This is a genomic window from Arthrobacter psychrolactophilus (genome assembly GCF_003219795.1).
Classification (GTDB): domain Bacteria; phylum Actinomycetota; class Actinomycetes; order Actinomycetales; family Micrococcaceae; genus Specibacter; species Specibacter psychrolactophilus.
The window spans coordinates 25,509-51,347 of the sequence record NZ_QJVC01000013.1; the positions used below are offsets into that span (position 1 = coordinate 25,509).

At 64.2% G+C, this 25,839-nt stretch carries 20 protein-coding genes; 10 read left to right on the top strand and 10 right to left on the bottom strand.

Annotated features, from left to right (window positions below; genetic code table 11):
* Positions 1 to 103 precede the first annotated feature (103 nt).
* The gene (locus CVS30_RS12375; RefSeq protein ID WP_110485643.1) at positions 104 to 1,303 is read right to left on the bottom strand and encodes an LLM class flavin-dependent oxidoreductase; all 1,200 of its coding nucleotides are present in this window, start codon (positions 1,301 to 1,303) and stop codon (positions 104 to 106) included.
* 313 nt (positions 1,304 to 1,616) lie between these two features.
* Here CVS30_RS12375 and CVS30_RS12380 point away from each other — a divergent pair, with 313 nt between their 5' ends.
* Entirely contained in the window at positions 1,617 to 2,579 is a 963-nt protein-coding gene (locus tag CVS30_RS12380) for an ABC transporter substrate-binding protein (protein ID WP_110485690.1), read from the top strand.
* 179 nt (positions 2,580 to 2,758) lie between these two features.
* On the opposite strand, the gene CVS30_RS12385 is transcribed toward CVS30_RS12380, so the two are convergent.
* Genes CVS30_RS12385 through CVS30_RS12410 form a run of 6 tightly spaced genes read right to left on the bottom strand, consistent with a single transcriptional unit; the run spans position 2,759 to position 9,015 of the window.
* Positions 2,759 to 4,165, bottom strand: coding sequence for an NtaA/DmoA family FMN-dependent monooxygenase (locus CVS30_RS12385; RefSeq protein ID WP_110485644.1), 1,407 nt, complete (start codon positions 4,163 to 4,165; stop codon positions 2,759 to 2,761).
* A gap of 9 nt (positions 4,166 to 4,174) precedes the next feature.
* Positions 4,175 to 5,314: an LLM class flavin-dependent oxidoreductase gene (locus CVS30_RS12390; protein ID WP_110485645.1), complete on the bottom strand. Its 1,140-nt coding sequence runs from the start codon at positions 5,312 to 5,314 to the stop codon at positions 4,175 to 4,177.
* Positions 5,311 to 6,132, bottom strand: coding sequence for a DUF1684 domain-containing protein (locus CVS30_RS12395; protein WP_110485646.1), 822 nt, complete (start codon positions 6,130 to 6,132; stop codon positions 5,311 to 5,313). Before CVS30_RS12395 ends, CVS30_RS12390 begins: the two co-directional genes overlap by 4 nt.
* Positions 6,129 to 7,133, bottom strand: a complete 1,005-nt coding sequence (locus CVS30_RS12400) for an ABC transporter substrate-binding protein (protein WP_110485647.1) — start codon at positions 7,131 to 7,133, stop codon at positions 6,129 to 6,131. The genes CVS30_RS12395 and CVS30_RS12400 overlap by 4 nt, the downstream gene beginning before the upstream one ends.
* Before the next feature lie 11 nt (positions 7,134 to 7,144).
* Positions 7,145 to 7,957 (bottom strand): amino acid ABC transporter ATP-binding protein, encoded by an 813-nt coding sequence (locus CVS30_RS12405; protein WP_110485648.1) that lies wholly within the window; start codon positions 7,955 to 7,957, stop codon positions 7,145 to 7,147.
* Positions 7,954 to 9,015 (bottom strand): amino acid ABC transporter permease, encoded by a 1,062-nt coding sequence (locus CVS30_RS12410; protein WP_245934584.1) that lies wholly within the window; start codon positions 9,013 to 9,015, stop codon positions 7,954 to 7,956. Before CVS30_RS12410 ends, CVS30_RS12405 begins: the two co-directional genes overlap by 4 nt.
* 277 nt (positions 9,016 to 9,292) lie before the next feature.
* Between CVS30_RS12410 and CVS30_RS12415 the strand changes: the two genes are divergently transcribed.
* Both CVS30_RS12415 and CVS30_RS12420 read left to right on the top strand, forming a co-directional pair.
* Complete coding sequence (locus CVS30_RS12415) at positions 9,293 to 11,215, top strand: FAD/NAD(P)-binding protein (RefSeq protein WP_110485649.1); 1,923 nt, start codon at positions 9,293 to 9,295, stop codon at positions 11,213 to 11,215.
* Positions 11,212 to 11,721, top strand: a complete 510-nt coding sequence (locus CVS30_RS12420; RefSeq protein WP_110485650.1) for a GNAT family N-acetyltransferase — start codon at positions 11,212 to 11,214, stop codon at positions 11,719 to 11,721. Before CVS30_RS12415 ends, CVS30_RS12420 begins: the two co-directional genes overlap by 4 nt.
* 7 nt (positions 11,722 to 11,728) lie before the next feature.
* On the opposite strand, the gene smc is transcribed toward CVS30_RS12420, so the two are convergent.
* Entirely contained in the window at positions 11,729 to 15,352 is a 3,624-nt protein-coding gene (gene smc, locus CVS30_RS12425) for a chromosome segregation protein SMC (RefSeq protein ID WP_110485651.1), read from the bottom strand.
* Between the two features lie 261 nt (positions 15,353 to 15,613).
* Here smc and CVS30_RS12430 point away from each other — a divergent pair, with 261 nt between their 5' ends.
* Genes CVS30_RS12430 through CVS30_RS12440 form a run of 3 tightly spaced genes read left to right on the top strand, consistent with a single transcriptional unit; the run spans position 15,614 to position 20,300 of the window.
* Positions 15,614 to 16,639, top strand: coding sequence for a 3-oxoacyl-ACP synthase III (locus CVS30_RS12430; protein ID WP_110485652.1), 1,026 nt, complete (start codon positions 15,614 to 15,616; stop codon positions 16,637 to 16,639).
* A 5-nt stretch (positions 16,640 to 16,644) separates the two neighbouring features.
* Positions 16,645 to 19,308: an alpha/beta fold hydrolase gene (locus CVS30_RS12435; RefSeq protein WP_245934585.1), complete on the top strand. Its 2,664-nt coding sequence runs from the start codon at positions 16,645 to 16,647 to the stop codon at positions 19,306 to 19,308.
* Positions 19,305 to 20,300 carry an NAD-dependent epimerase/dehydratase family protein gene (locus CVS30_RS12440; protein ID WP_110485654.1) on the top strand — a complete coding sequence of 332 codons (996 nt, stop codon included), beginning with the start codon at positions 19,305 to 19,307 and terminating at the stop codon, positions 20,298 to 20,300. The genes CVS30_RS12435 and CVS30_RS12440 overlap by 4 nt, the downstream gene beginning before the upstream one ends.
* A gap of 389 nt (positions 20,301 to 20,689) precedes the next feature.
* On the opposite strand, the gene CVS30_RS12445 is transcribed toward CVS30_RS12440, so the two are convergent.
* Entirely contained in the window at positions 20,690 to 21,040 is a 351-nt protein-coding gene (locus CVS30_RS12445) for an ArsR/SmtB family transcription factor (protein ID WP_110485655.1), read from the bottom strand.
* A gap of 104 nt (positions 21,041 to 21,144) precedes the next feature.
* Between CVS30_RS12445 and arsB the strand changes: the two genes are divergently transcribed.
* The 4 genes from arsB to CVS30_RS12465 all read left to right on the top strand — a co-directional run bounded on the left by arsB (position 21,145) and on the right by CVS30_RS12465 (position 24,788).
* A complete protein-coding gene (arsB, locus tag CVS30_RS12450) occupies positions 21,145 to 22,218 on the top strand; it encodes an ACR3 family arsenite efflux transporter (protein ID WP_370801020.1) in 1,074 nt (357 codons plus the stop codon).
* Between the two features lie 31 nt (positions 22,219 to 22,249).
* Positions 22,250 to 22,669 carry an arsenate reductase ArsC gene (locus CVS30_RS12455; RefSeq protein ID WP_110485657.1) on the top strand — a complete coding sequence of 140 codons (420 nt, stop codon included), beginning with the start codon at positions 22,250 to 22,252 and terminating at the stop codon, positions 22,667 to 22,669.
* A 71-nt stretch (positions 22,670 to 22,740) separates the two neighbouring features.
* Complete coding sequence (locus CVS30_RS12460) at positions 22,741 to 24,246, top strand: FAD-dependent oxidoreductase (RefSeq protein ID WP_110485658.1); 1,506 nt, start codon at positions 22,741 to 22,743, stop codon at positions 24,244 to 24,246.
* Between the two features lie 119 nt (positions 24,247 to 24,365).
* Positions 24,366 to 24,788: an arsenate-mycothiol transferase ArsC gene (locus CVS30_RS12465; RefSeq protein ID WP_110485659.1), complete on the top strand. Its 423-nt coding sequence runs from the start codon at positions 24,366 to 24,368 to the stop codon at positions 24,786 to 24,788.
* A 280-nt stretch (positions 24,789 to 25,068) separates the two neighbouring features.
* Here the strand turns inward: CVS30_RS12465 and CVS30_RS12470 are convergent, their stop codons facing one another.
* Positions 25,069 to 25,437 (bottom strand): hypothetical protein, encoded by a 369-nt coding sequence (locus CVS30_RS12470; RefSeq protein ID WP_220033918.1) that lies wholly within the window; start codon positions 25,435 to 25,437, stop codon positions 25,069 to 25,071.
* Positions 25,438 to 25,839: the final 402 nt, after the last annotated feature.

Consider the following 25,839-nt stretch of genomic DNA (forward strand, 5'->3'; position numbering starts at 1 on the left):
CTAGACAAGCACCTTGGCGTGGGGCGATTCAAGGGTTCTGCAACGCCAGGCAACACGGCTCAACAGCGCTCAACATGGCGTGGTGCGGCGTAACAATCGGCCGCTAAAGCTGCAGCTTTTGCACGATCAATTCCATGCGCAGGTCCAGGTCGAGGCGGACGTCCTCAAGCTCGCCCACCTCGATGACGGGCAGCGTGTGCCGAGCGTCCGTGGCCGTGCCGGGGAGGCGTTGCGGCAGGGCGAGATGGCCGCGCAGGGTGCTGGCGGTGTAGTCCAGCGGGTACGCCCCGCGGCGCTGGAGTTCCGGGATCAGGTGATTGACGATCCCGGTCAGCTCGTCCTCGAAGAGCCACGGCATGACCATGAAACCATCCACGGCGCCGGTGCGGGAGAAGTCCAGCAACTGCTCGGCCACCGCGCGATAGGAGCCCACGAACGCCTTGGCGTCCAGGACCGACTCGGGCAATTGCTCCCTCATCCACAGCTCCTTCTCCACGGCTTCCTCGTGGGTGGGGGCCAGGATGAACGTCGCGGCCTGCAGGATCCTCACGTGATCGGCGCTGCGCCCGGCGGCCTGGATACTGGCGGAGAGGGTGCGTCGCACGGCGAGGGCCTCCTCGAGGCTGGCCGGCGGCGTGAGGATCACCTCGGCATAGGCGGCTGCCGTGGCACTGTCGTGAGGGGATCCGGCGTCGTGCATCACGACCGGACCACGACGTGTCACGGGCTGCCGCAGCGCGCCAAGGCCCACACTGTAGAGCTGGCCGTCGCGCTCAAAGGCACCCAGTGTTTCCACGGGCCCCGGCGGCTCCGTCTCCTGCGGAGTGGACCAGGCGCGCTGGGTGGCCGCGATGAGCGCGTGCCGGCCTGACGGCTCGCCCGCGTCCTGCTCCAGAGGCGATTCGCCATAGACGGCCCCGTCGGCCAGGATGTGCCACGCGGCCCGGCCTCCGGAGAGTTGGTCCAGGGAGGCGATGCGGGCGGTCAGATCGCCGGGCTCGTCATAGTCCGGGGCCGCCGCGACGACCACGCCGATGTGGGAGGTCACAGCGGTCAGCGCGGAGAGCAGGGTGGTGACGTCGTTGCTGCCGGCCGGATCCGTCGCGGCCACGGTTCCCGGATCGGAGCGCAGCCAGTAGCGCTCGTCCAGGGTCAGCAGCGAGAACAGGCCACGCTCGGCGGTTTGGGCAATGGTGCGCAGCTCGTCAAAGCTCAGCTCCGCGGCCGGGCCCAGCACATTGACCCCGAAGTGCAGCTGACCGGTGGGGGTGAAAGCGGGGTGCGAGGTGTCAAGGTTGCTCATGATGTCTCTTCTGTGGTGTTCGGACAATGGCCGGAGGTGGTGGTCTCCGGCGGGAACTGTTCACGGCGTCGTTCTAGAGCGTTTCACACGGCCCACGGCGCCGAGTTGTAAACCGTAATATTGCCGGGCCTCGCTGGGTGAAAATCCCGCCATTCCGGGCTTTTCGCAGGGCGCCTCCATGTCACGATACGACGCCGCACGTCGTGCCATGAACCCAGATATCGGTGCGTTTCCTGCTTCTTGAACCCGCCGCGCCCGCTGCTGCAGAGTGGTGCTCACCACCCGTATCAACGACCCGTTCGCAGAGGAAATCATGAATCACCCCATCACGCACAAGGCCTTATCCCTCGCCGTTGCCGCCAGCGCGCTCCTTGGCTTAGCCGCCTGCTCTGACCCGGGCGCCAATGCCGCACCGGGCACTGCCGGAGCCACCGCCTTCAACCTCTCCCCGCAGCAGGACCGGGTGCCGGTTACGGCGGACCCCGCGGCCGCAGCGCTGGTCCCCGAGACCATCAAAAAGGACGGCAAGCTCACGGTGGCCGTGGCACTCGGCACGGCCCCGCTGGGCTTGTTCGCCACGGACAACAAGACGCCCATCGGCAATGAGGTGGACATCGCCATCGCCCTGGCCCAATCACTGGATCTGGAGGCCGAGATCGTCCCCGTTGCCTGGGCCGATTGGCCGTTGGGCGTGGGCTCGGGCAAATACGAGGCCGCCATCACGAATGTCACGGTCACCGAGGAACGCAAACTCAAGTTTGACTTCGCCACCTATCGCGAGGACCAGCTCGGCTTCTACGCCCTCACCGACAGCCCCATCACGAGTGTGACATCGGCGCCCGATGTGGCCGGCAAGAAGATCATCGTGGGCTCCGGCACCAACCAGGAGTCCATCCTGCTCGCCTGGAATAAGGAAAACGTGGCGCAGGGTCTGGCTCCGGTGGAATTCCAGTATTACGACGACGATTCCGCCTCTACCCTGGCCCTCCAGTCAGGACGCGCCGATCTGACCTTCGGCCCCAATCCGACCGGCGCGTACAAGGCCGCCACGGACGGCAAGTCCAAGCTGGTGGGAACGGTCGACGGCGGCTGGCCGCTGAGTGCCCGCATCGCCGTCACGACCGAGAAGGGCAACGGTTTCGCTGTGGCCGCCCAGGCCGGGCTGAACCACCTGATTGCCGATGGCAGCTACGCCAAGGTTCTGGCCAAGTGGGGTCTCTCCAGCGAGGCGGTGGAGAAGTCGGAGCTGAACCCGCCGGGTCTGCCCGCCAGCTAAGGTCACGGCACAGCCTCACGGCGGGTTGACCTGGCAGATAATGCCCCTTCACCTCGGGTGAAGGGGCATTATCTGCCAACTGACCACGGGGTCAGACAAGAACGACGGCGGGAGCTCACCTTTTGGGAAAAGGTGGGCTCCCGCCGTCGTCGGCTAAGAAATAGCAGCGGAAGCGGTTGCTAGGCGTGCGAAAGCGTTGCCGAGGACTCGGCACGCTGCGGAAGTGGCAGGCCCAGGTGCTCACGCAGCGTGGTGCCCACATAGTCGGTGGGGTAGACGCCACGGGCCTGTAATTCGGGCACGAGGTGGTTGACGATGTCGTCCAGCCCCGTGGGAATGAGCCAGGGTGAGATGTTGAAGCCATCCACGGCTCCCACGGCGGCATAGCGGGCCAGCAGATCCGCGATCTCCGTGTAGGAACCCGAGAAGGTGGCGTCGGCGCGGCTCGTCTTGCCCGAGACAAATTGCCGGATCGACAGGCCCTTATCCAGGGCCTCGGCGCGCCACTGATCCGCTAATTGGCGAGCCTTGGCACCATGGAAGCCGCTCCCCCGGGTCTCGGAGGTCTCCTCCACGACGGGATCGATGTCCGGCAGCGGGCCGTCGGGATCATAGCCGGAGAGCTCCCTGCCCCAGAACTGCTCGAGGTAGGCGATGGCTTGCTCGGGGCCGATCTGCAGGCTGCGCACCCAGGCCTGCTTTTCCCGGGCCTCCTGCGGGGTCGCGGCCAGGATGAATTCGCTCGCTGGCATGATCTGCACCTCGTTCGCGCCGCGACCGGCGGCCACGGTGCGGGCCACGATGTCGCGACGGAAGATTAGCGCGGCGTCGAGCCCAGGATGTGCGGAGAAGATGACATCGGCCTGGCGGGCGGCAAAGTCGCGACCCTCTGGCGAATCGCCGGCCTGGAACAGCACAGGGCGGTGCTGGGCGGTGCGTGGCAGGCGCGGCTCATAGTCCACGGTGTAGTGCGCGCCTGTGTGCTGGACCGGCCGGATCGAGTCCGGGGCAGACCAGGTGGCCGCGGTTTCCGAGGCCGAGATGGCCTCGGCCTCCCAGCTATCCCAGATCCGCTTGGCCGTCTGAACGAAGGCCTCGGCGTGGACATAACGATCGGCATGATCCAGATAGCCGCCGCGGCGGAAGTTCGCACCCGTCCACGCGTTATCGGTTGTCACCACGTTCCAGGCGGCCCGGCCACCAGAGATCAGATCCAAGCTGGCGAGCCGGTGGGCCAGATGCGCGGGATCGTTGTAGGTGGTGTTTTGCGTGGCCACGAGGCCGATCTTGTTGGTCACGGCGGCCAGCGCGGCCAACATGGTTTGCGCATCCGGACGTCCCGCGACATCTAGGGCGTGCGGGCGGCCCTGATGTTCGCGCAGCCGCAGGCCCTCACCGAGGAAGAACGCGGCAAAGAGCCCGCGCTCTGCCGTCTGCGCCAGCTGCCTGAATGATTCAAAGTCCGTTTGGGAGCCTGATTCGGGCGCCTTCCATACGGTTCCGGAGTTGACGCCCTGGAAGAAGACGCCTAATTGCAGCTGTCCGCTGGGGACAAAGCCGTGGCCGATGTCTGTATTTTCACTCATGGCGATTCCTTAGTGTCCAGCGGTTGCGTAGCGATTGGTGGCCTGTCCCAGCCCCAGGAGGGCGCGGAACGTGGTCTCGGGCGTGCTGGGAGCGAGCACGCCGCGGCGGCGCAGCTCGGGCAGCACGAGGCGGGAGAGCTCGTCGAGCTCCACGTCTAGTACGGCGGGGTGCAGCCGCACGCCGTCGGCCGTGGCCAACAGCTCACTCAAGAAATCCACGAGGCCGGCCGCGTCCCCCACATAGCGGCTGCGGTTGCTGGGCCACGGCGTCTGCGCGTCCAACTGGGCCAAACGCTCCTTGGCACGCTGACCACGGGCATCGAGCACCACGTCCAGCTCGGCGATGACGGACACGGCCCCGCGTGAGCGCACCTGGGCAACAGCCTCGCCGAGCTCCTCTAGCGACGGCGCGGTCACCAACACGGCGTCCACCCCGGAGTCGGGAGAGCCCACGGCCAGCCCGTCAGCGAGCAATTCGGCCGGGGCTACCACAGGCAGCTGCCCCTGCAAGGGACGCGGAATGATGGCCGGACCTTTGACGGAATACCCCTCGCCGGGAAAATCGGGGTCCGTCTCAAAATCGGCATAGTGCAGCTTGTCCACATCCAGGTACCGTCCGGAGTCCACGTCGCGGATCACGGCGTCATCCTCCCAGCTGTCCCATAGCCGACGGCTCACCTCAACTGCGGCCGCAGCCTCCGCCGCGCGTCCGGCCCCTGCCACTGCGGAACGTCCGACGGCGGCTCCCTCGCCTTCACTGCCGCTGGCCGCGACGAGCCATCCGGCCCGGCCAGCTGTCACATAGTCAAGGCTCGCGAGCTGGGTCGCGACATGGAAGGGCTCGGTGAACACCGTGTCGACCTCGGGCACCAGGATGATGCTGCGGGTGATGGGCCCGGCAAAGGCGGCCCGCTGCACGGCGTCGAGCCGGGCGGCAATGTCCGAGCCAGCAGGTCCCACCGGGCCATCGGAAAAGGTGGCCACATGGAAGCCGGCCGATTCTGCCGCCAGCACGGTGGAGCGGATGCGCACACCGCTCAAGAGTTCGGTGGGGGCATGGCGGGCGGCGCGCCAGGCAGCCGGGTGGGCCCCGTCGCCGTCGAGCTCTAAGGCTAGGAAGCCTGTTCGGGGATGATCTGCGGTGCTCATGGACGTGCCTCTCGTTCAAAGGGGATCTTTTCGCCGGCGGCAATGGCCACGGGCAGATGATTTTCGGCGGGCGGGAGCGGGCAGGTGGCCAGATCCGTGTAGGCGCAGGGCAGATTCACGGCCCGGTTGAAGTCGGCCGTCACGGCGCCGCCATCCGCGGGAGCGGCAAAGTTCAAGGAACGGTTAGCCGCATAGGTGGTCTTCCCCGAGGTGGCATCCGTAAACAAGACCTGGAACGTTCCCGGAGCTGCCCCGTTGAACACCGTGAGCTCGTGCCTCTGGCCCGCGAGGCTGAAGCTCAGCTGCCCCGGTGCCTGGTACACATGCGAGATACCCTCGACGGCGGCTCCCACCGTGACCTCGCGGGGTCGCCGGAAGGGAACGTAGTGGGCTGCGAGCGCAAACGCCGGGTTGGGGCGGTAGGCCGGTGTGCCGTGATAGTTGCGCAGCAGGGCGTTCTCGGGATTCCGTGGACGGAGGAGGTACTCTCCTCCCCTCTTGGCGAGCTCAAGGATGGTGGTGCCGTAGCCGAGGTTGATGCCGTCGCGTTCGGCGATGGGGCCAAAGACGAGTTCCCCCTCGGTGTTCAGGTTCTCTGGCGTGTTGAGCTCTACCCCGTCGCGCAGCAGGCTTTCGCTGGCAGGCAAGGTGAGGTGTACGGCGTCGTCCTTGAGGTACCACTGGCCGGGAGCCCCGGCGAGCGCCGTGGCCTCGGAGGTGAGCCAGTGCAGATCTGTCACGGCGAGGAAGCCGTGCGGATCGCTGCGGAGTTTCTCATGGGCGTTATGCCAGTCCTCCCACTCGGTCGCGAAGCTCATTTGCTGCCCCCTACATAGTTGCTGGCCGTGATGGTTTCGGAGGCCGGGAGGGCTTCCTCGCTCAGACCCCAGCGGGCGAGGACCTCTCCGTAGGATCCGTCCTTGATGACGGCGTTGAGTGCGTCGGTAATGGCCGGAGCCAGTCCGTTGTCCTTGAGCGTTGTCGCGGCGACGAGGGTTTCATTGGGCCAGCCGGCATTGACCTTGCCCACGATCTTCAGGTCATCCCGCGTGTTGGCTCGGTACACGGCCGACGGGTACGGGGTGATGTTGACGTCGGTGCGTCCAGAGCCCAGCGCCAGGATGGTGTCGGCGTCTGAGGAGTAGTACTGCAACTCGGCGGGCGCCTTTCCGGCGGCCTCAAGTTCCTTATTCCACGCCAGCAGGATCTTTTCCTGGTTAGTGCCGGAGCCGACCGAGATCTTGAGCCCGGAGATGTCGGCCGAACTCTTGATGTCATAGCTGGAGGTTTTCTTGGCCTCGAAGCCCATGTAGGCCGCCCTATAGGTGGAGAAGTCAAAAAGTTTCACCCGCTCGGCGTTGATCCCCACATTGGAGAACACCGCCTCCAGGTCCCCCGATTGGGTTTTCAGTGGCCAGTTCTCCCACGCCGTGACCTGGACATCGAGGTCCAGGCCCAGCTTGTCGGCCACGAGCTGGGCCAGGTCAAGCTCTGAACCAATGGGGGTCTTGTTATCCGTGGCGTGGAAGCTCAGCGGCACGGACCCTGCCGTGGTGCCCACCGTGAGCTTGCCATCCTTGGCGATGGCGGCCGGGACCTTGGCTGCGAGCGCCGGATCCTTCTCAGCCCTGATGCGGTTTTGCTCCGGTGAGCTGTTGTACACCACTCCGTTGGCGGCGGCCGGGCTCTGCTCACCTGTGGCGGCCTGTGCACCGGGGTCGGAGCAGCCTGTCAGCACGCTCATCCCGGCAAGAACGACGGCGGGGAGTACAGCAAGGCTGCGAAGGCGTGAGTTCCGGGGTGCGGAGGACTGTGACATGTGGGTGTTCCTTAGATATTGAAGGCTGGTTCGATGATTTTGGAGAAGAAGGCTTTGGTGCGCGCTTCATGGGGGTTGGCGAAGAGTTCCGCCGGGGTGCCGCTTTCCACGATCTGCCCCTGGTCCATGAAGACCACGGTGTCGGCCACATCGCGGGCGAAGCCCATCTCGTGCGTGACGATGATCAAGGTGGTGCCGGAGGTGGCGAGTTCGCGGATGACGTCCAGGACCTCGTTGACCAGTTCGGGGTCGAGCGCGCTCGTGGGTTCGTCAAAGAGCAGGATCTTGGGGTCCAGGGCCAGCGCCCGGGCGATCGCCACGCGCTGTTGTTGCCCGCCGGAGAGTTGTCGCGGGTAAGCATGGGCCTTGTCCTTGAGTCCTACTCGCTCCAGTAATTCCAGACCACGACGGCGGGCCTGCGCCTTGGTCTTTCCCTGCGCCACCACCGGTGCCTCGACGACGTTTTCTAACGCCGTGAGGTGGCCGAAGAGGTTGAAGTTTTGAAACACCATCCCAATCTCGGTGCGTTGCTTGAGAATGTCTTTCTCGCGCAGCTCATGCAGGCTGTTGCCGCGCTTCTTGTATCCCACGAGGGAGCCGTCGATTGCGACATAGCCCGAGTCGACCTTCTCAAGGTGGTTGATGGTGCGCAGCAGAGTGGACTTTCCCGAGCCGGACGGGCCAAGGATCGCGGTGACTGCTCCGGGCTCCACCGTCAGGGACACACCCCTGAGGACATGCAGGGCACCAAAGCTCTTGTGCACCTCGGTGATCTCCACGAGCCCGCGGGTCTGTGCTGGGGCGAGGGTTTCGGTGATGGTCATCGCAGATCCTTAGCGGTGGTGCGGAGGGTGAAGAACTTCTTGGCTTTCTGCAGGGGTGTCTGCGGCAGGGTGCGCACGGCGCCCTTGGCGAAGTGGCGTTCGATGTAGTACTGGAAAACGCTCAGCACGGAGGTGATCACGATGTACCAGAGCGTGGCCACGAGCAGCAGCGGCAGCACCTGTTGGGTGCGGTTGTATATGACTTGCACGGTGTAGAACAGTTCCGAGTAGGCCAGCACGTACACAATCGAGGTGCCCTTGACCAGGCCGATGATCTCGTTGAATGCCGTGGGCAGAATGGAGCGCATGGCCTGCGGCAGCACGATCCGGGTGGAGCGACGCCAGGCCGGAATACCCAGGGCCGAGGCGGCCTCGAGCTGGCCCTGATCCACCGAGAGGATGCCGCCGCGGATGATCTCCGCCGAGTAGGCCGCCTGGTTCAAGGTCAGGCCCAGGATGGCTGCGGCAAATTGACTGATGAGGGTCGTGGTCTGGACCTCGAAGAACTGCACACTCGTAAAGGGAATGCCGAGGCTGATCTTTTCGTACAGGTACCCCAGGTTGTACCAAAGCAGCATCTGCACCAGCAGTGGTGTGGAGCGGAAGATCCAGGAGAACGTCCAGGAGACCGAGACCAGAAGTGGCGAGGCCGAGAGCCGCATGAGCGCGAGGATGAAGCCGAGCACAAAGCCCAGGACGCCGGAGATGACCGTCAGCTTGAGCGTCTCGCCCAGCCCGCGGATCACGGACTCGGCCGTGAACCACTGCGCCACCACGTCCCATTCCCAACGCGGGTTCGTCGCGAGCGAGAACAGGATCGCCACAACGCCCAAGGCCACCACAATGGTGCCCACCCAGCGCCAGGGATGCTTGGCCGCAACCACCTTGTAGCCCGAATAGTCGGCCACGGCCCGTGCGGCACCCGGTGTGGGAGGCACGGAAGCCGGGGGCACACTGGAGCCGTGAGGTCCTGCAGGGCTCGCAACGGCCTGTGGGTCCGGGGAAGATTCGTTCGTCTCGGTGGCCGATGGGGCCAGCTCGGTCGGTGCGGTGCTCATTGCGCCACCTCGATTCTTTGTTGTGGTTGTTGTGCTTCGATGACTGCAAATCTAGGCGGCGCCTGCAACCGTTTCCAAGGGCTTCGTTGCACGGCTTCACGATGGGACGCAGGGCGTCATATGTCGTTGCGTGACCCGCACGTGACGCTTCGTGAACGGCGGTGAAGTGGCGTGACCGCGTCCTTTTTTCGGCCCCGGGCGGCGACCTAGCATGAGCTCATCACCCATTCTTAGAACTGCTTCGCGGGCTCCCGTGCGGCACCGGTCAGGAGCCCCTATGTCTGCCCAGAACCTCGTCTTCATCGGCGGCGGCCCGCGTACCGCGGGTCTCTTGGAACGCCTCGGCGCCAATGCGCCCGAACTGCTCGCGGCTCCCCTGGACATTCACGTCGTGGAACCCTTCGCGGCGGGCTCTGGCCGGATCTGGCGTTTTGAGCAAGATCCGCAGCTCATGCTCAACTCCATGGCCGGGGACGTGACCATGTTTAGCGACGCCTCCGTCAGATGCCTTGGCCCCACGGTTGAGGGACCAGATCTGGCCCACTGGGCTGCAGCACTCACCGCCGGCACCCTGGAAGACGCACCGACCCTGCCACCGCATCTTGCCGAGCAGGCCGCCACCCTGACGCGGGCCTCCTTCCCCACCCGACAGCTCAACAGCGCTTACCTCGAGTGGTTCTTTCGTCGCGCCGTGGCCACGCTGGCGCCCCTTGCCACCGTGACCGTCCACCGGGATACGGCCTTAGAGGTGGTCAATCGGGCGGAGGGTGGGCACACGGTCCGGCTCGCGGGAGGAGCGGAACTTCAGGCGAGCGCCGTCGTACTGGCCCTGGGCCACACGGACTCCACGGTTCACGGGGCGTCGGCGCACTTTGCGGACTTTGCCGCCCGCCACGGTGGCTTCCATGCCGCCCCGGCGTACACCACCGATGTTGACTATTCCGCGATTGTGCCGGGCCAGGATGTCATTGTCTCGGGCATGGGGCTGGCGTTTGTTGACCTGACGGTGTTGCTCATGGAGGGGCGCGGCGGTCGTTTTGTGCAGAGGCCCGACGGCGAACTTGACTATGTGCCTTCGGGCCGCGAGCCACGGCTGTGGGCCGGCTCGCGTCGCGGTGTGCCGTTTCATTCGAAAATCTCCGCCACCCTGCGGGGTGCGGCGCCCGGGGCGGCCCAGTTTTTCACGGCCGAGGCGGTGCAGCGGCTGCTGGCCGAGCACAGTGAGCTCGATTTCCGGTCGCAGTTGTGGCCGCACATCGCCAAGGACACGGCCCACGCGTACTACCAGGAGCTCTTCACGGGCAGCCCGGAGCGAGCACGCATGGACTGGAGCGAGTTCTCCACGGCCTTTGCGCGCCTCGACTGGTACAGCCCCGAGCGGGCGGCACTCGTCACCGCCGCGGTGCCAGATGCGGCGCTGCACCTAGACTTTGAACGGCTGGATCATCCCCTGACAGGGCTGGACTTCGGCGAGCGTGGATCCGTGGCCGACGCCGTCGCCACCCATATTGCCGAGGACCTGCTCCAGCGCGACGGAGCGGACCATCCGGAAACCTTGGCGTTGTTCTTGGGACTACTGCGCGCGTATATGGATGTGGCCGCGATCGTGCCAGCCGAACGGTTGAGCGCGGAATCGCATGCCGCCGTGCACGGGTGGTGGCATGGCTTCTTTAGCTTTGTGGACTCCGGTCCGCCGCCGCACCGTTTGCGGCAGCTCCTGGCCCTCCATCGGGCCGGCTTGTTGGAGTTCCTCGGCCCGGGCTTGCAGGTGACCGCGGAGGAATCCAGCGGCTGGTTCCACGCCACGGCCGCTCACGGTGCCAGCTCAGTGACGGCTTCCGCGTTCATCGAGGCGCGCTTGCCGGCACCTACCGTGGCCCACTCGGCCAACCCGGTTCTGGCTCGCCTGCACGACAGCGGTAGCGGCTCGGAGCAGCAGTTGCTCACCGCCGACGGTACAGTGTCCACGGGGAAATTATTGGTCACCGAACTCCATCAACTCGTGGATTCGCGCGGCGAGGCAGCCCCTACGGTGTTCGCCGTGGGGCCGGGAACCTCGGCCTGGGCCTCCGGGGCATTTGCCCGGCCCAACAGTAACGCGGCCCCGTTCCGGGACAACGATGCTCTGGCTCGATCGCTGCTGCGCACCGTGGCCCAACGTTCCACCCTCACGGCATTTCCTGAAAGGACACACGCATGAGCATCCCCTTGGACACCGCAGAACTCACGGTCTTATCGCTGCCTCTGAGCGATGAGCGGGTGCGGCCACTGCTCGATGAGCTGGCCGTGGAATATGAGCACCGGTACGCGGATCTATTCGGCGAGGGTAATGCCCAGGCCGAGCTCAACCGCTACCCGGCGAAGGACTTCGAAGCTCCGGATGGCGCCTTGCTGATCATTCAGGAAAATGGTGTGTCGATCGCCGGTGGCGCGTTCCGCCGCTACTCCCCCGACACCGCCGAGTTCAAGCGGATCTGGACACATTCGCAGCATCGCCGCCGCGGCTTAGCGCGCCGCGTCATGGCCGAGCTCGAGGCCAAGGCCGTCGAGCTGGGCTACTCCCACGTGTATCTGACCACGGGCCCACGCCAGCCCGAGGCCCGGGGCCTGTACCTGAGCACCAACTACACACCCTTGTTCGACCTCGAGGTCCCCTCGGAGTCCCTGCCGTTCCTCGCGTTCAGCAAAGATCTCGCCGTAAAGTGATGCAGCGTCAGGGGACGTCGGAGCGGTCCATCCTTTGGCTGATGACCGCCGAGACGCCGTCGCCGCGCATCGAGACACCGTAGAGCGCGTCGGCGACATCCATGGTGCGCTTTTGGTGCGTGATGATGATGAGCTGGCTGGTTTCCTGCAGTTCCTGGAACAAGGTGATGAGTCGGCCCAAGTTGGTATCGTCCAGGGCCGCCTCCACCTCATCCATGACATAAAACGGTGAGGGGCGGGCCTTGAAGATCGCCACAAGCAGCGCCACGGCCGTCAGCGAGCGCTCTCCACCGGAGAGCAGGGAGAGGCGCTTGATGCGCTTACCCGCGGGACGGGCTTCGATCTCGATGCCCGTGGTCAGCATGTTCTCCGGATCCGTCAGGACCAGACGGCCCTCACCTCCCGGGAACAGCCGGCCAAAGACAAGCTCAAATTGTGCGGCCGTGTCGGCGTAGGCGGCCGTGAAGACCTCCTCGACGCGCTGATCGACTTCCTTGATGATGTCCAGCAGGTCCTTACGGCTAGCCTTCAGGTCTTCGAGCTGCGAGGACAGGAATTGGTGGCGTTCCTCGAGTGCGGCAAATTCCTCCAGGGCCAAGGGGTTGACCTTGCCCAGGGCAGTCAGATCCCGCTCGGCCTGCTTGAGGCGTTTCTCTTGCTCCTCGCGGACATAGGGTGTGCCCTCGCGAATCTCCTGACCGTCATCGTCCACCACCATGCGCAGCGCGGCCCACTTGTCATTGGAGACAGCAGGGCTTGGCGGCACCAGGGTCTCGGGCCCGTATTCCCGCAGGAGGTGGTCCACGCTCAACCCCAGCTCCTCGATGGACTTGTTCTCTAGCACCTCAATCCGCGAGCGCTGGGCGGCGCGGCTCAGCTCATCCTTGTGCACCGTGTCCGTGAGCCGTGCGAGTTCCTTCTCGCTCTCGACTGTCACGCTGCGAACCGCCATGAGCTCAACCTCACGCGTGGCGCGCTGCTCCTCGGCCTCGTCCCGAACCCGTTCGGCTCGTTGAATGGACTCCGCGACGAAGACCAGGATGTGCCCGGTCGCCTGTGACACCGCGGCAGCCTTCTTCGCCTGAAAGAGCCGCCGATTGGCGCGTCGGGCGGCCTGTTCCCGGGCCGTCCGCTCCGTTGCCGCGGCTCGTTCCAAAGCTGCCGCCCGGTTGCGGACCGTCGTGAGTGATTCCTCCGTGCTGCGCAACTGCAGCCGGGTTTCCATCTCCACGGTGCGTGCTGCCACGGCGGCGGCTGCGAGCGCGTCGCGTTCCTCCATGGACGGCTCGGTCTCGGCCGGCGCCTCCTGCGCCGTGGCCAGGCGTGCGGCAATCTCCTGGAGCGCCGCCTGTTCCCGCAGTAAATTCTCCTGCGCCACGGCCATCGTCTGCGCATGCCGTTCTGACTCCCCCGCGGCAGATTGCAAGGTCGCCCCCAGCGCACCCAACTGCACGGCGGCCGCAGCCTGCCGGGCCTTAGCCTTCTGCCGCTCCGCCTTGGCCGCGGCTTCCGCGGCAGCGAGCTCACTGCGCCGTTCCCGCAATCCCGCCACGGCAAAACGTGCCTGTTCGCCACGAAGCGTGGCCGCCCGCAGCGCGGTTTCGGTCTCGTCCACGGCCGCCTGCAGCTCCAACAACGACGGCGCCGTCGCCGAACCGCCCTTGACGAACAACGCTGTGATGACATCGCCCTGCGCTGTGACGGCCGTCAGTTGCGCATCCAGCGCCAAGAGCTGCTGGGCCGCGTCCAGATCGGGCACGAGCACCACCCCGGCCAACAGGGCATCCAGTGCGGCGCTCAGTTCCTCCGGCGCGTGCACCTGGGAACGTCCGACGACGGCCCCCGCCACCGCGCCAGCCGCCACCTCTGCGGCAGCCCGACGAGCAACGACAGCATCGTCCCCAAAAGCCCGAGCCACGGCGTCGGCAACAACCAAGGTGACGCGGCCGCCGTCGTTCTTCTTGACGAGCTCCACAGCCCTCATCGCGGCAGCCAGATCGGCCACGGCAACACCCTCGGCCGCGGCATCGAGTGCGGCGGCGATGGCGGTTTCGTGACTCGGAACCACCTGTAGCAGCGTCGCCATGGACGCCAGTACACCATCTGGGCGAGCCTCGAGCAGATGCGCACTGCCGTCCTTGCGCAACAAGCCAACGGCTAGGGCGTCACGTCGAGCCGTCAGGGAATCATGCTCACGCTCGGCGGCCAACTGCTCGGCACCCAGCGTGGAAATCTTGGCATCCAGGACGGCCAGGGCGTCGGCAGCCAGCTCATGATCAGCGTCGAGCTGCGCCTCGCCGGCGGCAACAGACGCCTGCTCAGACTCCAGCGCGGCAAATTCCTGCGCGGCGGCGCTGTGTCGATCCGCACCGGCGGCCTTGCTCTGATGCAGGCGCCCAATCTCCGCCTCGGCAGATTCCACCCGCGAACGCGCCGACGCTACCTTGCCGGCCACCCGGGCCAGCCCCTCGCGACGATCGGCCGTGGCCCGCAACTGCTCCCGCACGCGCTGTTCCTCGGACCGCACGGCAGCCTCGGCGTCTTCCTTGATCTCCATGGCCGTTTCGAGGCCATAACGACGCTCCTCCAGCGCCAACTCCAGCTCGCCCTCCTCGGCACGCAGCCGGGCAGCTTGTTCCGCGAGCCGATCTGGATCCCGGCTGGGATCCGGGGCAGCATCCGGGGCACCCAAATGGCGCTGCCGCTCGGCCGCCAGAACACCCAGCGCCTTGAGCTGATCGCGGGTGGCCACGAGCTGGTACCAGTTATCGCGCGCCGCATTCAGGAGCGGGGTCGCCGCCGCAGCCGCCTGCTCCAACTCGGCCTGCCGTGTGCGCCCGGCCTGCAGCTGCTGTTCAACCGCCTCGCGTCGCTGCTTCAGGGCAGCTTCTGCCGCCTCGTCACGTGCGACGGCGGAGCTCAGGGTCACGATGTCATCGGCGAGCAGGCGGGCGCGTGCGTCGCGAACGTCGAACTGGACCGACTGGGCGCGGCGGGCCACGGCGGCCTGCTTGCCCAGGGGTGTGAGCTGACGGCGGATCTCTCCGGTCAGATCTGTGAGGCGGGCGAGGTTGGCACCCATGGCATCGAGTTTGCGGAGGGTTTTTTCTTTACGGCGGCGGTGCTTGAGAATTCCTGCGGCTTCCTCGATGAAGCCGCGGCGGTCCTCGGGCGTGGCGTGCAAAACCTTATCCAATTGCCCCTGACCGACTATGACATGCATCTCCTTGCCGAGTCCGGAGTCGGAGAGCAGTTCCTGAATGTCGAGCAGGCGGCAGGAGTTGCCGTTGATGGCGTATTCGGATCCGCCGGCACGGAAGAGCGTGCGCGAGATCGTGACTTCGGCGTACTCGATCGGCAGGGCACCGTCGGCATTGTCAATCGTCAGCGTGACCTGGGCTCGGCCCAGCGGCGGACGGCCCGAGGTGCCGGCGAAGATCACGTCCTCCATTTTGCCGCCACGCAGGGTTTTTACGCCTTGTTCACCCATGACCCACGACAGTGCGTCCACCACATTGGACTTGCCTGATCCGTTGGGTCCAACGACGGCGGTGATGCCGGGTTCAAACTCAAAGGTGGTGGCCGAGGCGAAGGACTTGAATCCGCGCACGGAAAGACTTTTTAAATGCAAACTGTTTTCTTCTCCTGCGCACGATGTTTTCCCAGAAGCCAATCTACCGTGAAATCGACCCGAGCATCCGGGTCCTGACCCATCGCGGGCGCGTGTATGCGCCACGGTGCATGTGCGTGAAGACCCCTTAAAGGTGCATAGTTAAGGATGCGTCTTGTTCAGCACGGGTGCCCCCTGTGGCAGGAGCTGTGTTGACCCAGGCTCTTTCACTGCATCTTCAGTGACATTTGATACCGAACATCCCAAGATAAAGGTTGGCTCTTGATCGGCAACGCTACTTTTCGTCACCACAACACCGCCTTGCTTGCGGTCTCCAGCATTGAGGCTCCGGTCGTGGTCAAGTCCAGCGACTTTGACGCCCGGTTGGCCCCCAGCCTGAAGCGACTCAAGCTCTCCAAGCGACTCTTGGAGCGTGTGGCTGGTGTCGAAGAACGTCGCTGGTGGGCGCCGGGCACCGACTTTGACGACGCCGCCATCGAAGCAGGCGCCAAGGCCTTGGCCGAAGCCGGAATCGATGCGAGCCAGGTGGGGCTGTTGATCAACACCTCCGTGACCCGCCGCAATCTCGAACCCTCCGTGGCCGTCAAGGTCCACAACGGACTGGGTTTGCCGTCCTCGGCCATGAACTTTGATGTCGCCAACGCCTGCTTGGGCTTTGTCAACGGCATGTCGCTGGCCGCCACCATGATCGATTCTGGTCAGATCAAGTACGCCCTAATCGTCGCCGGCGAGGACGCTCAGGCCACGCAGGAAACCACCTTCCGTCGCCTCAACGCCGAAACCTCAACGCGGGATGACTACCTCCGAGAATTTGCCACCCTGACGTTGGGCTCCGGCGCAGCGGCGGCCGTCATTGGCCCGGCCGATCTCCACCCTGAAGGCCACCGCATCCTTGGCGGGGTATCTCGCGCAGGCACCCAGCACCACGAATTGTGTGTGGGCGGCCCCGATGGCATGTACACCGACACGAAGGGCCTGTTGGACAACGGCCTGGAATTGGTCACTGACGCCTGGCACGAGGCGCACACCGACGGCTGGGACTGGCGTTCCATGGACCGCTACGTGACGCACCAAGTCTCCAACTCTTACACCAATGCGATCATCAAGGCCGTCAACTTGGTTAAGAATCGTGTGCCGATCACGTTCCCCAAGTGGGGCAATGTTGGTCCGGCGTCACTTCCCATGACGCTGGCACAGGAATCACAGAGCCTGAACCCCGGCGATCGGGTGCTGTGCATGGGCGTTGGCTCAGGCTTGAACACCGCCATGATGGAAATCGCTTGGTAGCGCTCGTGTCAGCTGAACTTTCTGCTCCTGCTCCGTGGCCTGGCGTTCAGGCTCATTGGCAACGCGCCTTATCGGTGCCATCCACCTCGGCCGTTGACCCGGCCGGCACCAGCCGCCAGTGGCACTACCTGGACAACGAGTCCGATGTTGCCGCAACCGGCATGGATCCCGTCGGTACCTTGCTGTGTGTTCACGGCAACCCTACGTGGTCGTACCTGTGGCGCACGCTCCTGGCCGAAGCCACCTCCCCCGAAACCCTGGCCGCCGGCGGGCCGTGGCGCGTCATCGCCGTCGACCAGCTGGACATGGGCTTCTCGGAGCGCACGGACACCTTCCGCCGTCTCGAGGATCGCATCAACGACCTCTCCGACTTCACCGACGCCTTGGCCCTGAGCGGTCCGGTCGTCAGCGTTGGCCACGACTGGGGCGGACTCATCTCCCTGGGCTGGGCCACCCGACACCGCGAACAGCTCGCGGCGGTCGTACTCACCAACACCGCCGTGCACCCGGCAGGTTTCTCCCTACCGCCAGCGCTGAAGCTCGCGCTGCACCCCGCGGTTCACAAGTGGGGCACCACCACCTCGACCGCCTTCTTGCGCATCACCCACGGTCTGGGTCAGCCGTCCTTGGCCGAAGACGTCCGCGACGCCTTCATGGCTCCGTACAAGACAGTGGCCCGCCGCGCCGGCGTTGGCAACTTCGTGGCAGACATTCCCTTTGCCACCGATCACCCCTCCCGGCCCACCTTGGACGCCGTCTCCGATGACATCCGCACACTGGGCGTGCCGGCCTTGATGTTCTGGGGTCCCAAGGATCCGGTGTTCTCTGACCGCTACCTGCGCGACCTGCTGACACGCCTGCCCCAGGCCGATGTGCACCGCTTCGAAGGTGCCAGCCACCTCGTCCAGGAAGACCGCGACATCGCGACCCCCACCTTTGCATGGTTGACGCAAAAAGTGCTGTCGCAAGATGTCCCTTCGGACGCCGCCAACGAGACAACGGCCACGGGCTATACCTCCATGCTCGCCGAGCTGGACTCCCGCCGCTCCGATACCTCAACGGCCGTGGTGGACATGCTCCCCGACGGTCACGGCACCCGCACACTGTCCTGGTCGCAGCTTTCCCGTGACGTGGACGATCTCGCGGCTGGTTTGCGTGAACTCGGCGTCACCTCCGGGAAGCGCGTGAGCCTCTTGGTACCTCCGGGCATCAATCTGACCACCTTGATTTACGCCTGCCTGCGTTTGGGCGCCATCATCGTCGTGGCCGATGCGGGTCTAGGTACTGCTGGGATGAGCCGCGCCATCAAGGGCGCCGGCCCCGATTACTTGATCGGGATCGAACGCGCCCTAGCTGGTGCACGGTTGTACAACTGGCCTGGTGTTCGCATCGCGGCCGAAGACTTCACACCGTCCAGCGCTGCCGCCAAGAAGGCGCTCTTCGACGTCGCCGCCACGGTGCCTCAGCTCATGGCCAATGGTCGTGTGGTGCGGCTCGCTGGTACCGCCACCGTCTTCACCCCACCCGCACCAGATGCCGATGCCGCGGTCTTGTTCACCTCAGGATCTACCGGCCCGGCCAAGGGCGTTGTCTATACAAACCGCCGCCTCTCCGCCATGCGTGACGCACTCAAGGCCACGTACAAACTCGAAGCCGGCACCGCTCTCGTGGCCGGATTCGCACCGTTCGCACTTCTGGGCCCTGCCCTAGGTGCCACGACGGTCACCCCGGATATGGATGTCACGGCACCTCGAACGCTGACGGCCAAGGCTCTTGCGGATGCTGCCGCCGCCATCGATGCCACCGTGGTCTTCGCCTCCCCCGCCGCACTCGTCAACGTTGTGGCAACCGCCGCAGAACTGACTCCGGCACAACAAAAGGCGCTGTCCGACGTCGGACTGATTCTCTCAGCGGGAGCGCCTCTAGCCCTGCCGCTGTTGGAACAGGTGCAGCAGCTGGCTCCGAACGCCGCACTGCACACGCCGTATGGCATGACCGAGGCGCTGCCCGTCACGGACATTGACCTGCCGGGCATACGTGCCGCTGGCGTGGGCAATGGCGTGTGCGTGGGAACTCCTGTCAGTGGCGCCACGGTCATGATTGCTCCGGTCGCGGCCGACGGAACCGTCATTCCCAAACCCACCACGGAGGCCGGCGTCACGGGTGAGATCTTGATTCGCGCCCCGCACGTCAAGGAACGCTACGACCGCCTGTGGATCACCCAGGAACAAAGCACCTCGATCCCCGGCTGGCATCGCAGCGGCGACGTTGGCCATCTGGATACCGAGGGTCGGCTCTGGGTCGAGGGCCGCATGGCACATATCCTCACCATGTCCGACGGCGTAACAACTCCCGTCGCTGCCGAGCAGGCCGTGGAACGTGTTCCTGCTGTGGCTCGCGCCGCTGTCGTGGGTGTTGGACCCGCTGGCACTCAAGCTGCGGTAGCCATCGTCGAGACCACACCTGCCGTGAAGCGCTCCGGCCTGGCACCTATGCCGCTAGCCACCGCGGTGCGTGAGGCTGCCCGGACGGTAGGGCTACAGCTTTCTGCCGTTCTCGTCATCGATGCGATGCCTACGGATGTGCGGCACAACTCGAAGATCGATCGTGCCAAGCTCTCGCAGTGGGCCGGACGCATGTTGGCCGGTAAGAAGGCTGGACAACCGTGAGTGATGCCGTGCAGCGCCGCGTGCTTGTGACAGGAACCAGCGGCCTCCTCGGCCGAGCGGTGGCGCAATTGCTACACGATCGCGGCTTCTTCGTGCGGACCCTGCAGCGCCGGGCAGTGGAGTCTCCCTGGGAATCGGTTCAGGGTTCCGTTGTGGATCCCGATGTAACTGCCCGCGCGGTCGCCGGGATGGATGCCGTGGTGCATTTGGCGGCGAAGGTTTCCTTCACGGGCGCATGGGAAGATTTTGTCACCACCAACATTGTCGGCACGCGACAGCTTCTCACCGCTGCACAACATGAGGGCCTTCGCGACTTCGTTTTTGTCTCCTCACCCTCCGTGGCGCACTTTGGCTCCTCTATTGTTGGAGCCCCGGCCGGTACCGCGAATCCAGCACTAGCCCGGGGCAGCTATGCCCGCTCCAAGGCTGCTGCCGAGGAGATCGCCCTCGCGGAGGACTCCCCCGAATTTCGGGTCACCGCCATCCGACCGCATGTTGTGTGGGGCCCCGGCGATACTCAGCTCGTGGAACGCGTGGTGGAACGTGCACGCGCAGGACGGTTGCCGCTGCTCGATGGCGGCCGCGCCCTCATTGACACCACCTATGTGGACAACGCGGCCGAGGCAATTGTGCGCGGGCTCGAACGGATGGACTACGCCCATGGCCAGGCATTGGTCGTCACGAACGGCGAACCGCGTCCTGTGGGCGAATTGATCGCCGGGATTTGCGCCGCTGCCGGCGTGCAGGCACCTGGCTATTCGGTGCCTGGCTGGTTGGCCCGTGGCGCCGGATCTCTCATTGAGAAGGCCTGGCTGGCTGCCGGATCACGCGGCTGGGTCCACGATGAACCTCCCATGACACGTTTCCTGGCCGAACAGCTCTCCACCGCTCACTGGTTCGATCAGCGCTACACGCAGGCGGTCTTGGACTGGACGCCAGCTGTTTCCTTGGATGAGGGTCTGGCCCTGCTGGCTCAGTACTACCGCCGCTAGTCGGCGATTCGGCACCAGCTGACGGAGCGACGCCCACCGCACCGTAAGAAGTGGCCAGGCTACTTTTGTTAAGCAGCTCCTGCGGGTGTTGCCTGACTCCGGAATTCTATTAAGCAGCTCCTGCGGGTTACCGCGCCGCGCACCCGCGGGAGCTGCTTAACAGAATGATGTCCCGTTCCCACACCCACAGGAGCTGCTTAACAGATCCGCTTTCCGTGCTTGCACCCACAGGAGCTGCTTAACAGATCTGCTTTCCGTGCTCATGCGGAAGAAATCGGCCAGTAACAGGGTAAATAAGCCACTGCGCCGGGAAGACTGTGAGCGGCACGCCGCCTAAGTTCAGGATTACCGCAACTCAACCAGAAGCGACCGCGTCCCGTAATCTGCGGCTATAGTCCCAAGATGCGCGCGGATGCAGCCTCGAGCGCTCCGGGGACCAGTGAGTAGTACGCCCAGGTGCCTCGCTTCTCCCGCTCTAGCAAGCCAGCATCAACCAAGATCTTGAGGTGGTGGGACACCGTCGGCTGACCCAGATCCAAGGGTTCGGTGAGGTCGCATACGCAAGCCTCTCCGCCGTCGCCGGCCTTCACGATCGAGAGCAGCCGCAGGCGGTTCGGGTCCGAAAGCGCTTTGAGGACGCGCGCCGATTCCTGAGCATCAACCGCGTTGAGCACGGGCTGGCTACTGGGTTCGCAGCAGAGCTGGGCGGGATCTGTTTCGACGGTTAGTGCAGTGGTCATGTACCCATTATGCCCATAGATTGACAATTATCGATATAGCGAGAAATACTTGCTGTATCGACAGTCATCAATCTTAAGCTGAACTGGCTAGGAGCCTTGTGAGTATCAAGACCATCAACCCCTCCACATCTGGAGAAGCCGCCGTTGTCGGCAAGCTCTCCACGCTGGACCGGTTCCTGCCGGTATGGATCATCGCCGCCATGGCCCTTGGCCTCTTGCTGGGCAAATTCATCCCCGGATTGAATTCAGCATTGGATACGGTGAAGGTCGGGTCAGTGTCCCTGCCGATCTCGATTGGCTTGCTGGTCATGATGTACCCGGTGCTTGCGAAGGTTCGTTATAACGAGACCGGCAAAGTCTTGACCGACCGGAAGCTGATGATCACCTCGCTGATCATCAACTGGGTGGCGGCTCCGGCGTTCATGTTCGCCCTCGCCTGGATTTTTGTGCCCGATCTGCCCGAGTACCGAACGGGCCTGATCTTCGTTGGTCTGGCCCGCTGTATCGCCATGGTCATGATCTGGAATGATCTGGCTTGTGGTGACCGAGAAGCCGCCACGGTGCTGGTGCTGATCAACTCCGTCTTTCAGGTCTTCGCCTTCGGCGCCTTGGGCTGGTTCTACCTGCAAGTACTGCCGGGCTGGTTGGGACTTCCGACGACGTCTGCTGACTTCTCCTTCTGGGCCATCACCGCGTCGGTACTGATATTCCTCGGCATCCCGCTACTGGCCGGATTCCTGACCCGGGCGATCGGCGAGAAGGCCAAGGGCCGCGATTGGTACGAGGATAAATTCCTCCCCAAGCTCGGCCCGTGGGCCCTCTACGGCTTGCTGTTCACGATTGTTCTGCTGTTCGCTCTTCAGGGTGGCTCCATCACGTCCAAGCCGCTGGATGTGGCCCGAATCGCCGTACCCCTCTTGGTGTACTTCATCGTCGTCTTCGGCTTCAGTATGATCATTGGCCGGGCCCTGAAGCTCGGCTACGCGAAAACCACCACCTTGGCGTTCACCGCCTCTGGTAACAACTTTGAGCTCGCCATCGCCGTCGCCATCGGCACCTTCGGTGTCACGAGCGGCCAGGCCCTGGCCGGCGTCGTCGGCCCTCTCATTGAGGTGCCCGTTCTGGTCGCCCTGGTCTATGTCGCCCTGTGGGCCCGCAAACGATTCTTCGCCAACTAACACCCTCCACCAATTCAAGGAGCCTGAACTTATGAGCACGACCGAAATCACCAAGAAGCCCTCCGTCCTGTTCGTCTGCGTGCACAACGCCGGACGCTCCCAGATGGCCGCCGCCTACCTCACCACCCTTTCCAACGGGGCCATCGAGGTCCGTTCAGCAGGGTCTCAACCGGCCGCATCGGTCAACCCCGCCGCGGTGGAGGCCATGGCCGAAGACGGTATCGACATGTCTGCCGAGATCCCCAAGATCCTCACAACAGAAGCGGTGAAGGAATCCGACGTCGTGATCACCATGGGCTGTGGCGATACCTGCCCGATCTTCCCCGGCAAGCGTTACGAAGACTGGGAACTTGAAGACCCCGCCGGGCACGGCGTAGAGTCTGTTCGCCCGATTCGCGACGACATCAAGGCTCGCATTCAGGCCCTCATCACCGATCTCCTGCCCGCCTAGCCCACATCCTAGCCGGGCATCCGAAACCCCCTACGACACCGGTTGTGAATTTCTCAAGAAGGACCACGCACATGACGAACCAACGAAACGATCTGCCAGTTGCCATCATCGGCGCAGGCCCGGTAGGTCTGGCCACGGCCGCGAACCTGATCGAACGTGGACTCACGCCCCTCATCTTTGAAAAGGGTTCCGAGGTGGGTGCCGCCATTCGCACGTGGGGGCACATTCGTCTGTTCTCGTCATGGGAGCACAATATTGATCCGGCCTCGCGGCGCCTGCTCGAGCCCACCGGTTGGACCGAGCCCCGCCTGACATCGTTGCCCTACGGTGCCGAGCTCGTCGATCGGTACCTGAAGCCGCTGGCCGACATTGCCGCTATCCGCTCTGCGCTCCACACCTCCTCCACGGTGACCGCGGTGACCCGGGTCGGCATGGACAAGACTCACTCCCGGAACCGTGATGAGCAGCCCTTCTTGGTCCGTGTCGAGAGCACCGACGGCACCGTGACCGATCACCATGTGCGCGCCGTGGTCGACACTTCCGGCACCTGGGCGCAGCCCAATCCCCTCGGCCAGGCCGGTCTTGCCGCTCCCGGAGAGACCGAAGCCATCAAGGCGGGCCTCATCACCGAGCCGCTGCCGGACGTCACCGGCACGGATCGTGCCCGATTCGTTGGTCAGCATGTCTTGGTTATCGGCGCCGGCCATTCAGCGGCCAACACCCTCCTCTCCTTAGGACAGCTCGCCAAGAACGAGCCCGGCACCCGGATCAGCTGGGCGGTGCGTGGCTCGGATGCCTCACGACTCTACGGTGGTGGAGATCTGGATGGACTGCCGGCCCGTGGTCAGCTCGGCTCTCGCCTCCGCAAATTGGTCGAGGACGGACACATCGAACTGCACACGTCCTTCACCACGATCTCCTTCACTGTCGGCGATGGCTTGGCCGTCACCGGTTCCACTCCGGACGGGGACGTCACCCTCGAGGTGGATCTGCTGATCCCTGCTACCGGCTTCCGTCCTGACCTGGATATTCTGCGTGAGATCCGTTTGGAACTGGATCCCATCGTGGAGGCTCCTCGCGACCTTGGCCCCTTGATTGATCCCGAGTTCCATTCCTGTGGCACGGTCCCGGCCCACGGTGCCAAGGTCCTAGCTCACCCGGACAAGGACTTTTACATTGCCGGCATGAAGTCCTACGGACGGGCTCCCACCTTCTTGCTCGCTACCGGCTACGAGCAGGTGCGCTCCATCGTCGCAGCCTTGGCCGGCGACCAGGCTGCCGCCAACCAGGTGCACCTGGAATTGCCTGAAACCGGAGTCTGCTCCACCGATTTGGGTGGCAGCTGCGATCTCCCAGCAGTCAGTGGTGCGGAACAAAGCGACGCCGCGGATTCCTGCTGCGGCACCCCTGAACCTGTTCTGATTGAGCTGCCTATGGCTGACGGATGCTGCTCATCGCCCGCAGAAGCTGCACCTACGCAGGAGCAGCCGGTCGCGTGCTGCTCTACTCCGGAACCCGTGATGATGGGAATTCCCACTGGACTGGCTCATGGCCGCTCCGCTAGCATCACCGACTAGGAGCAGGCACCAGACATGACGGCGAGCTGGTCGGTTTCACTTACTGCAAGGTTCGTGAATCCGGCTAGTAATCCGACCGAGTGAACCCAGCGACCTCCACGACCGAAAGAAGATCTACATTGCGCACCAAACCAGGCGTCCTCTTCGTATGTGTGAAAAACGGAGGGAAGTCCCAGATGGCCGGTGGACTCATGCGCCATCTCGCGGGTGACAACGTCACCGTCTACACCGCCGGCACCAAGCCCGGCCCATCACTCAATGCCCAATCTGTCGAATCCCTGGCCGAACTGGGGATCGATATCTCAGGCGAGCGTACCAAAGCCATCACGGCTGACATGCTTGCCGATGTGGGCCTGATCATCACTCTCGGTAATGAGGCCGTCATCGAGCCGGTCGCCGGTATTGAAATACGCAACTGGAACACCGACGAGCCCTCCGAACGCGGCATTGCAGGTATGGAACGGATGCGCCTTGTCCGCGACGATATCCAGGCCCGGGTGCAAGCCCTAGCGGCAGAGTTCAACGCCCAAAGCAACACATAGTTCGACGACATTGCCTTATCTCAGCGGCGCGCAATGTCGACCGACAGCTATTCCTAGCTTCCTGCGTAAAAACGCAACTAACGAACTATCCCAGATCCTTGACTCACCTTCGCCACATCAACTTTCCCGGGAAAAGCCAGCCCATCTAGCGATACCCGTGCAGGACGAATCCCAGTAGGCCACGCATGAGCTCCTGTGGTTCCACCTCCGGCAGCTCTGACGAAGAGCTTATGCCCACAGAGCTCATCATCTTGATGGGTCATTGCTGAAGTGCCATGCTCTATTCGCCAGCGATCGCACCGTTTTCGCGAAGGTACTTGGCCAGCAATTCTCGCCCTGAAATCGAGGCGAAGGAATAGCAATCATAGACTGGCCGCTGCTCTTGAGCGTTTCGGCGCACGCCGTCATAGCTGAGTCCGCGGACCTCGCCCAGCCGGGCATCAAGATAATGGATCTCCTCGGGTGCCCATTTCCGCCAATCAAAGCAGTACTCAAAAGCAGTGATTTTTTCTGCCATTAGGGCTTGATCGGTCTCATAGATGGCGAGCCCAATATCTACCGCACTGTAGTCAGCCTTCCGCGGCGAGAGATCAATCGTCATGTGCTGACACATCCCTTCGCAGGTCTTGGTGTCGGCGCGAAGTGACACTTCAAATCCAGTTTGCGACTGTGTAACCTGCTCCGAGATCGAGGCAAGATCTTCCTCCTCAAGCGTTCGAGGAGCTCCGAGCAAAGTACAACCGGCCACGGTTGCAAGGACTAACGGTAGGAGTACAACCCAAGGAGACCACCGTCTGCGAGCCGTCATTAAAACCATTTTCGTACAGTACCACCGCCGGCGAAGCGATGAACCCCAAGCTACGTGTTCTACGCGGATCCGCCCCGGAAGCGCAGGAACACCCAGCGAACAGCCAACAAGATAACGTACAAGCCCAATGCCCACATTGCCACGGCCCCATTCGAGGTGTTCAGGAATGACGTCAGTACCGGATGGGCCTCACTAACAGCGGCTTCGAAGGACCACCACGTGTCACTCGAACGCACACTCGCC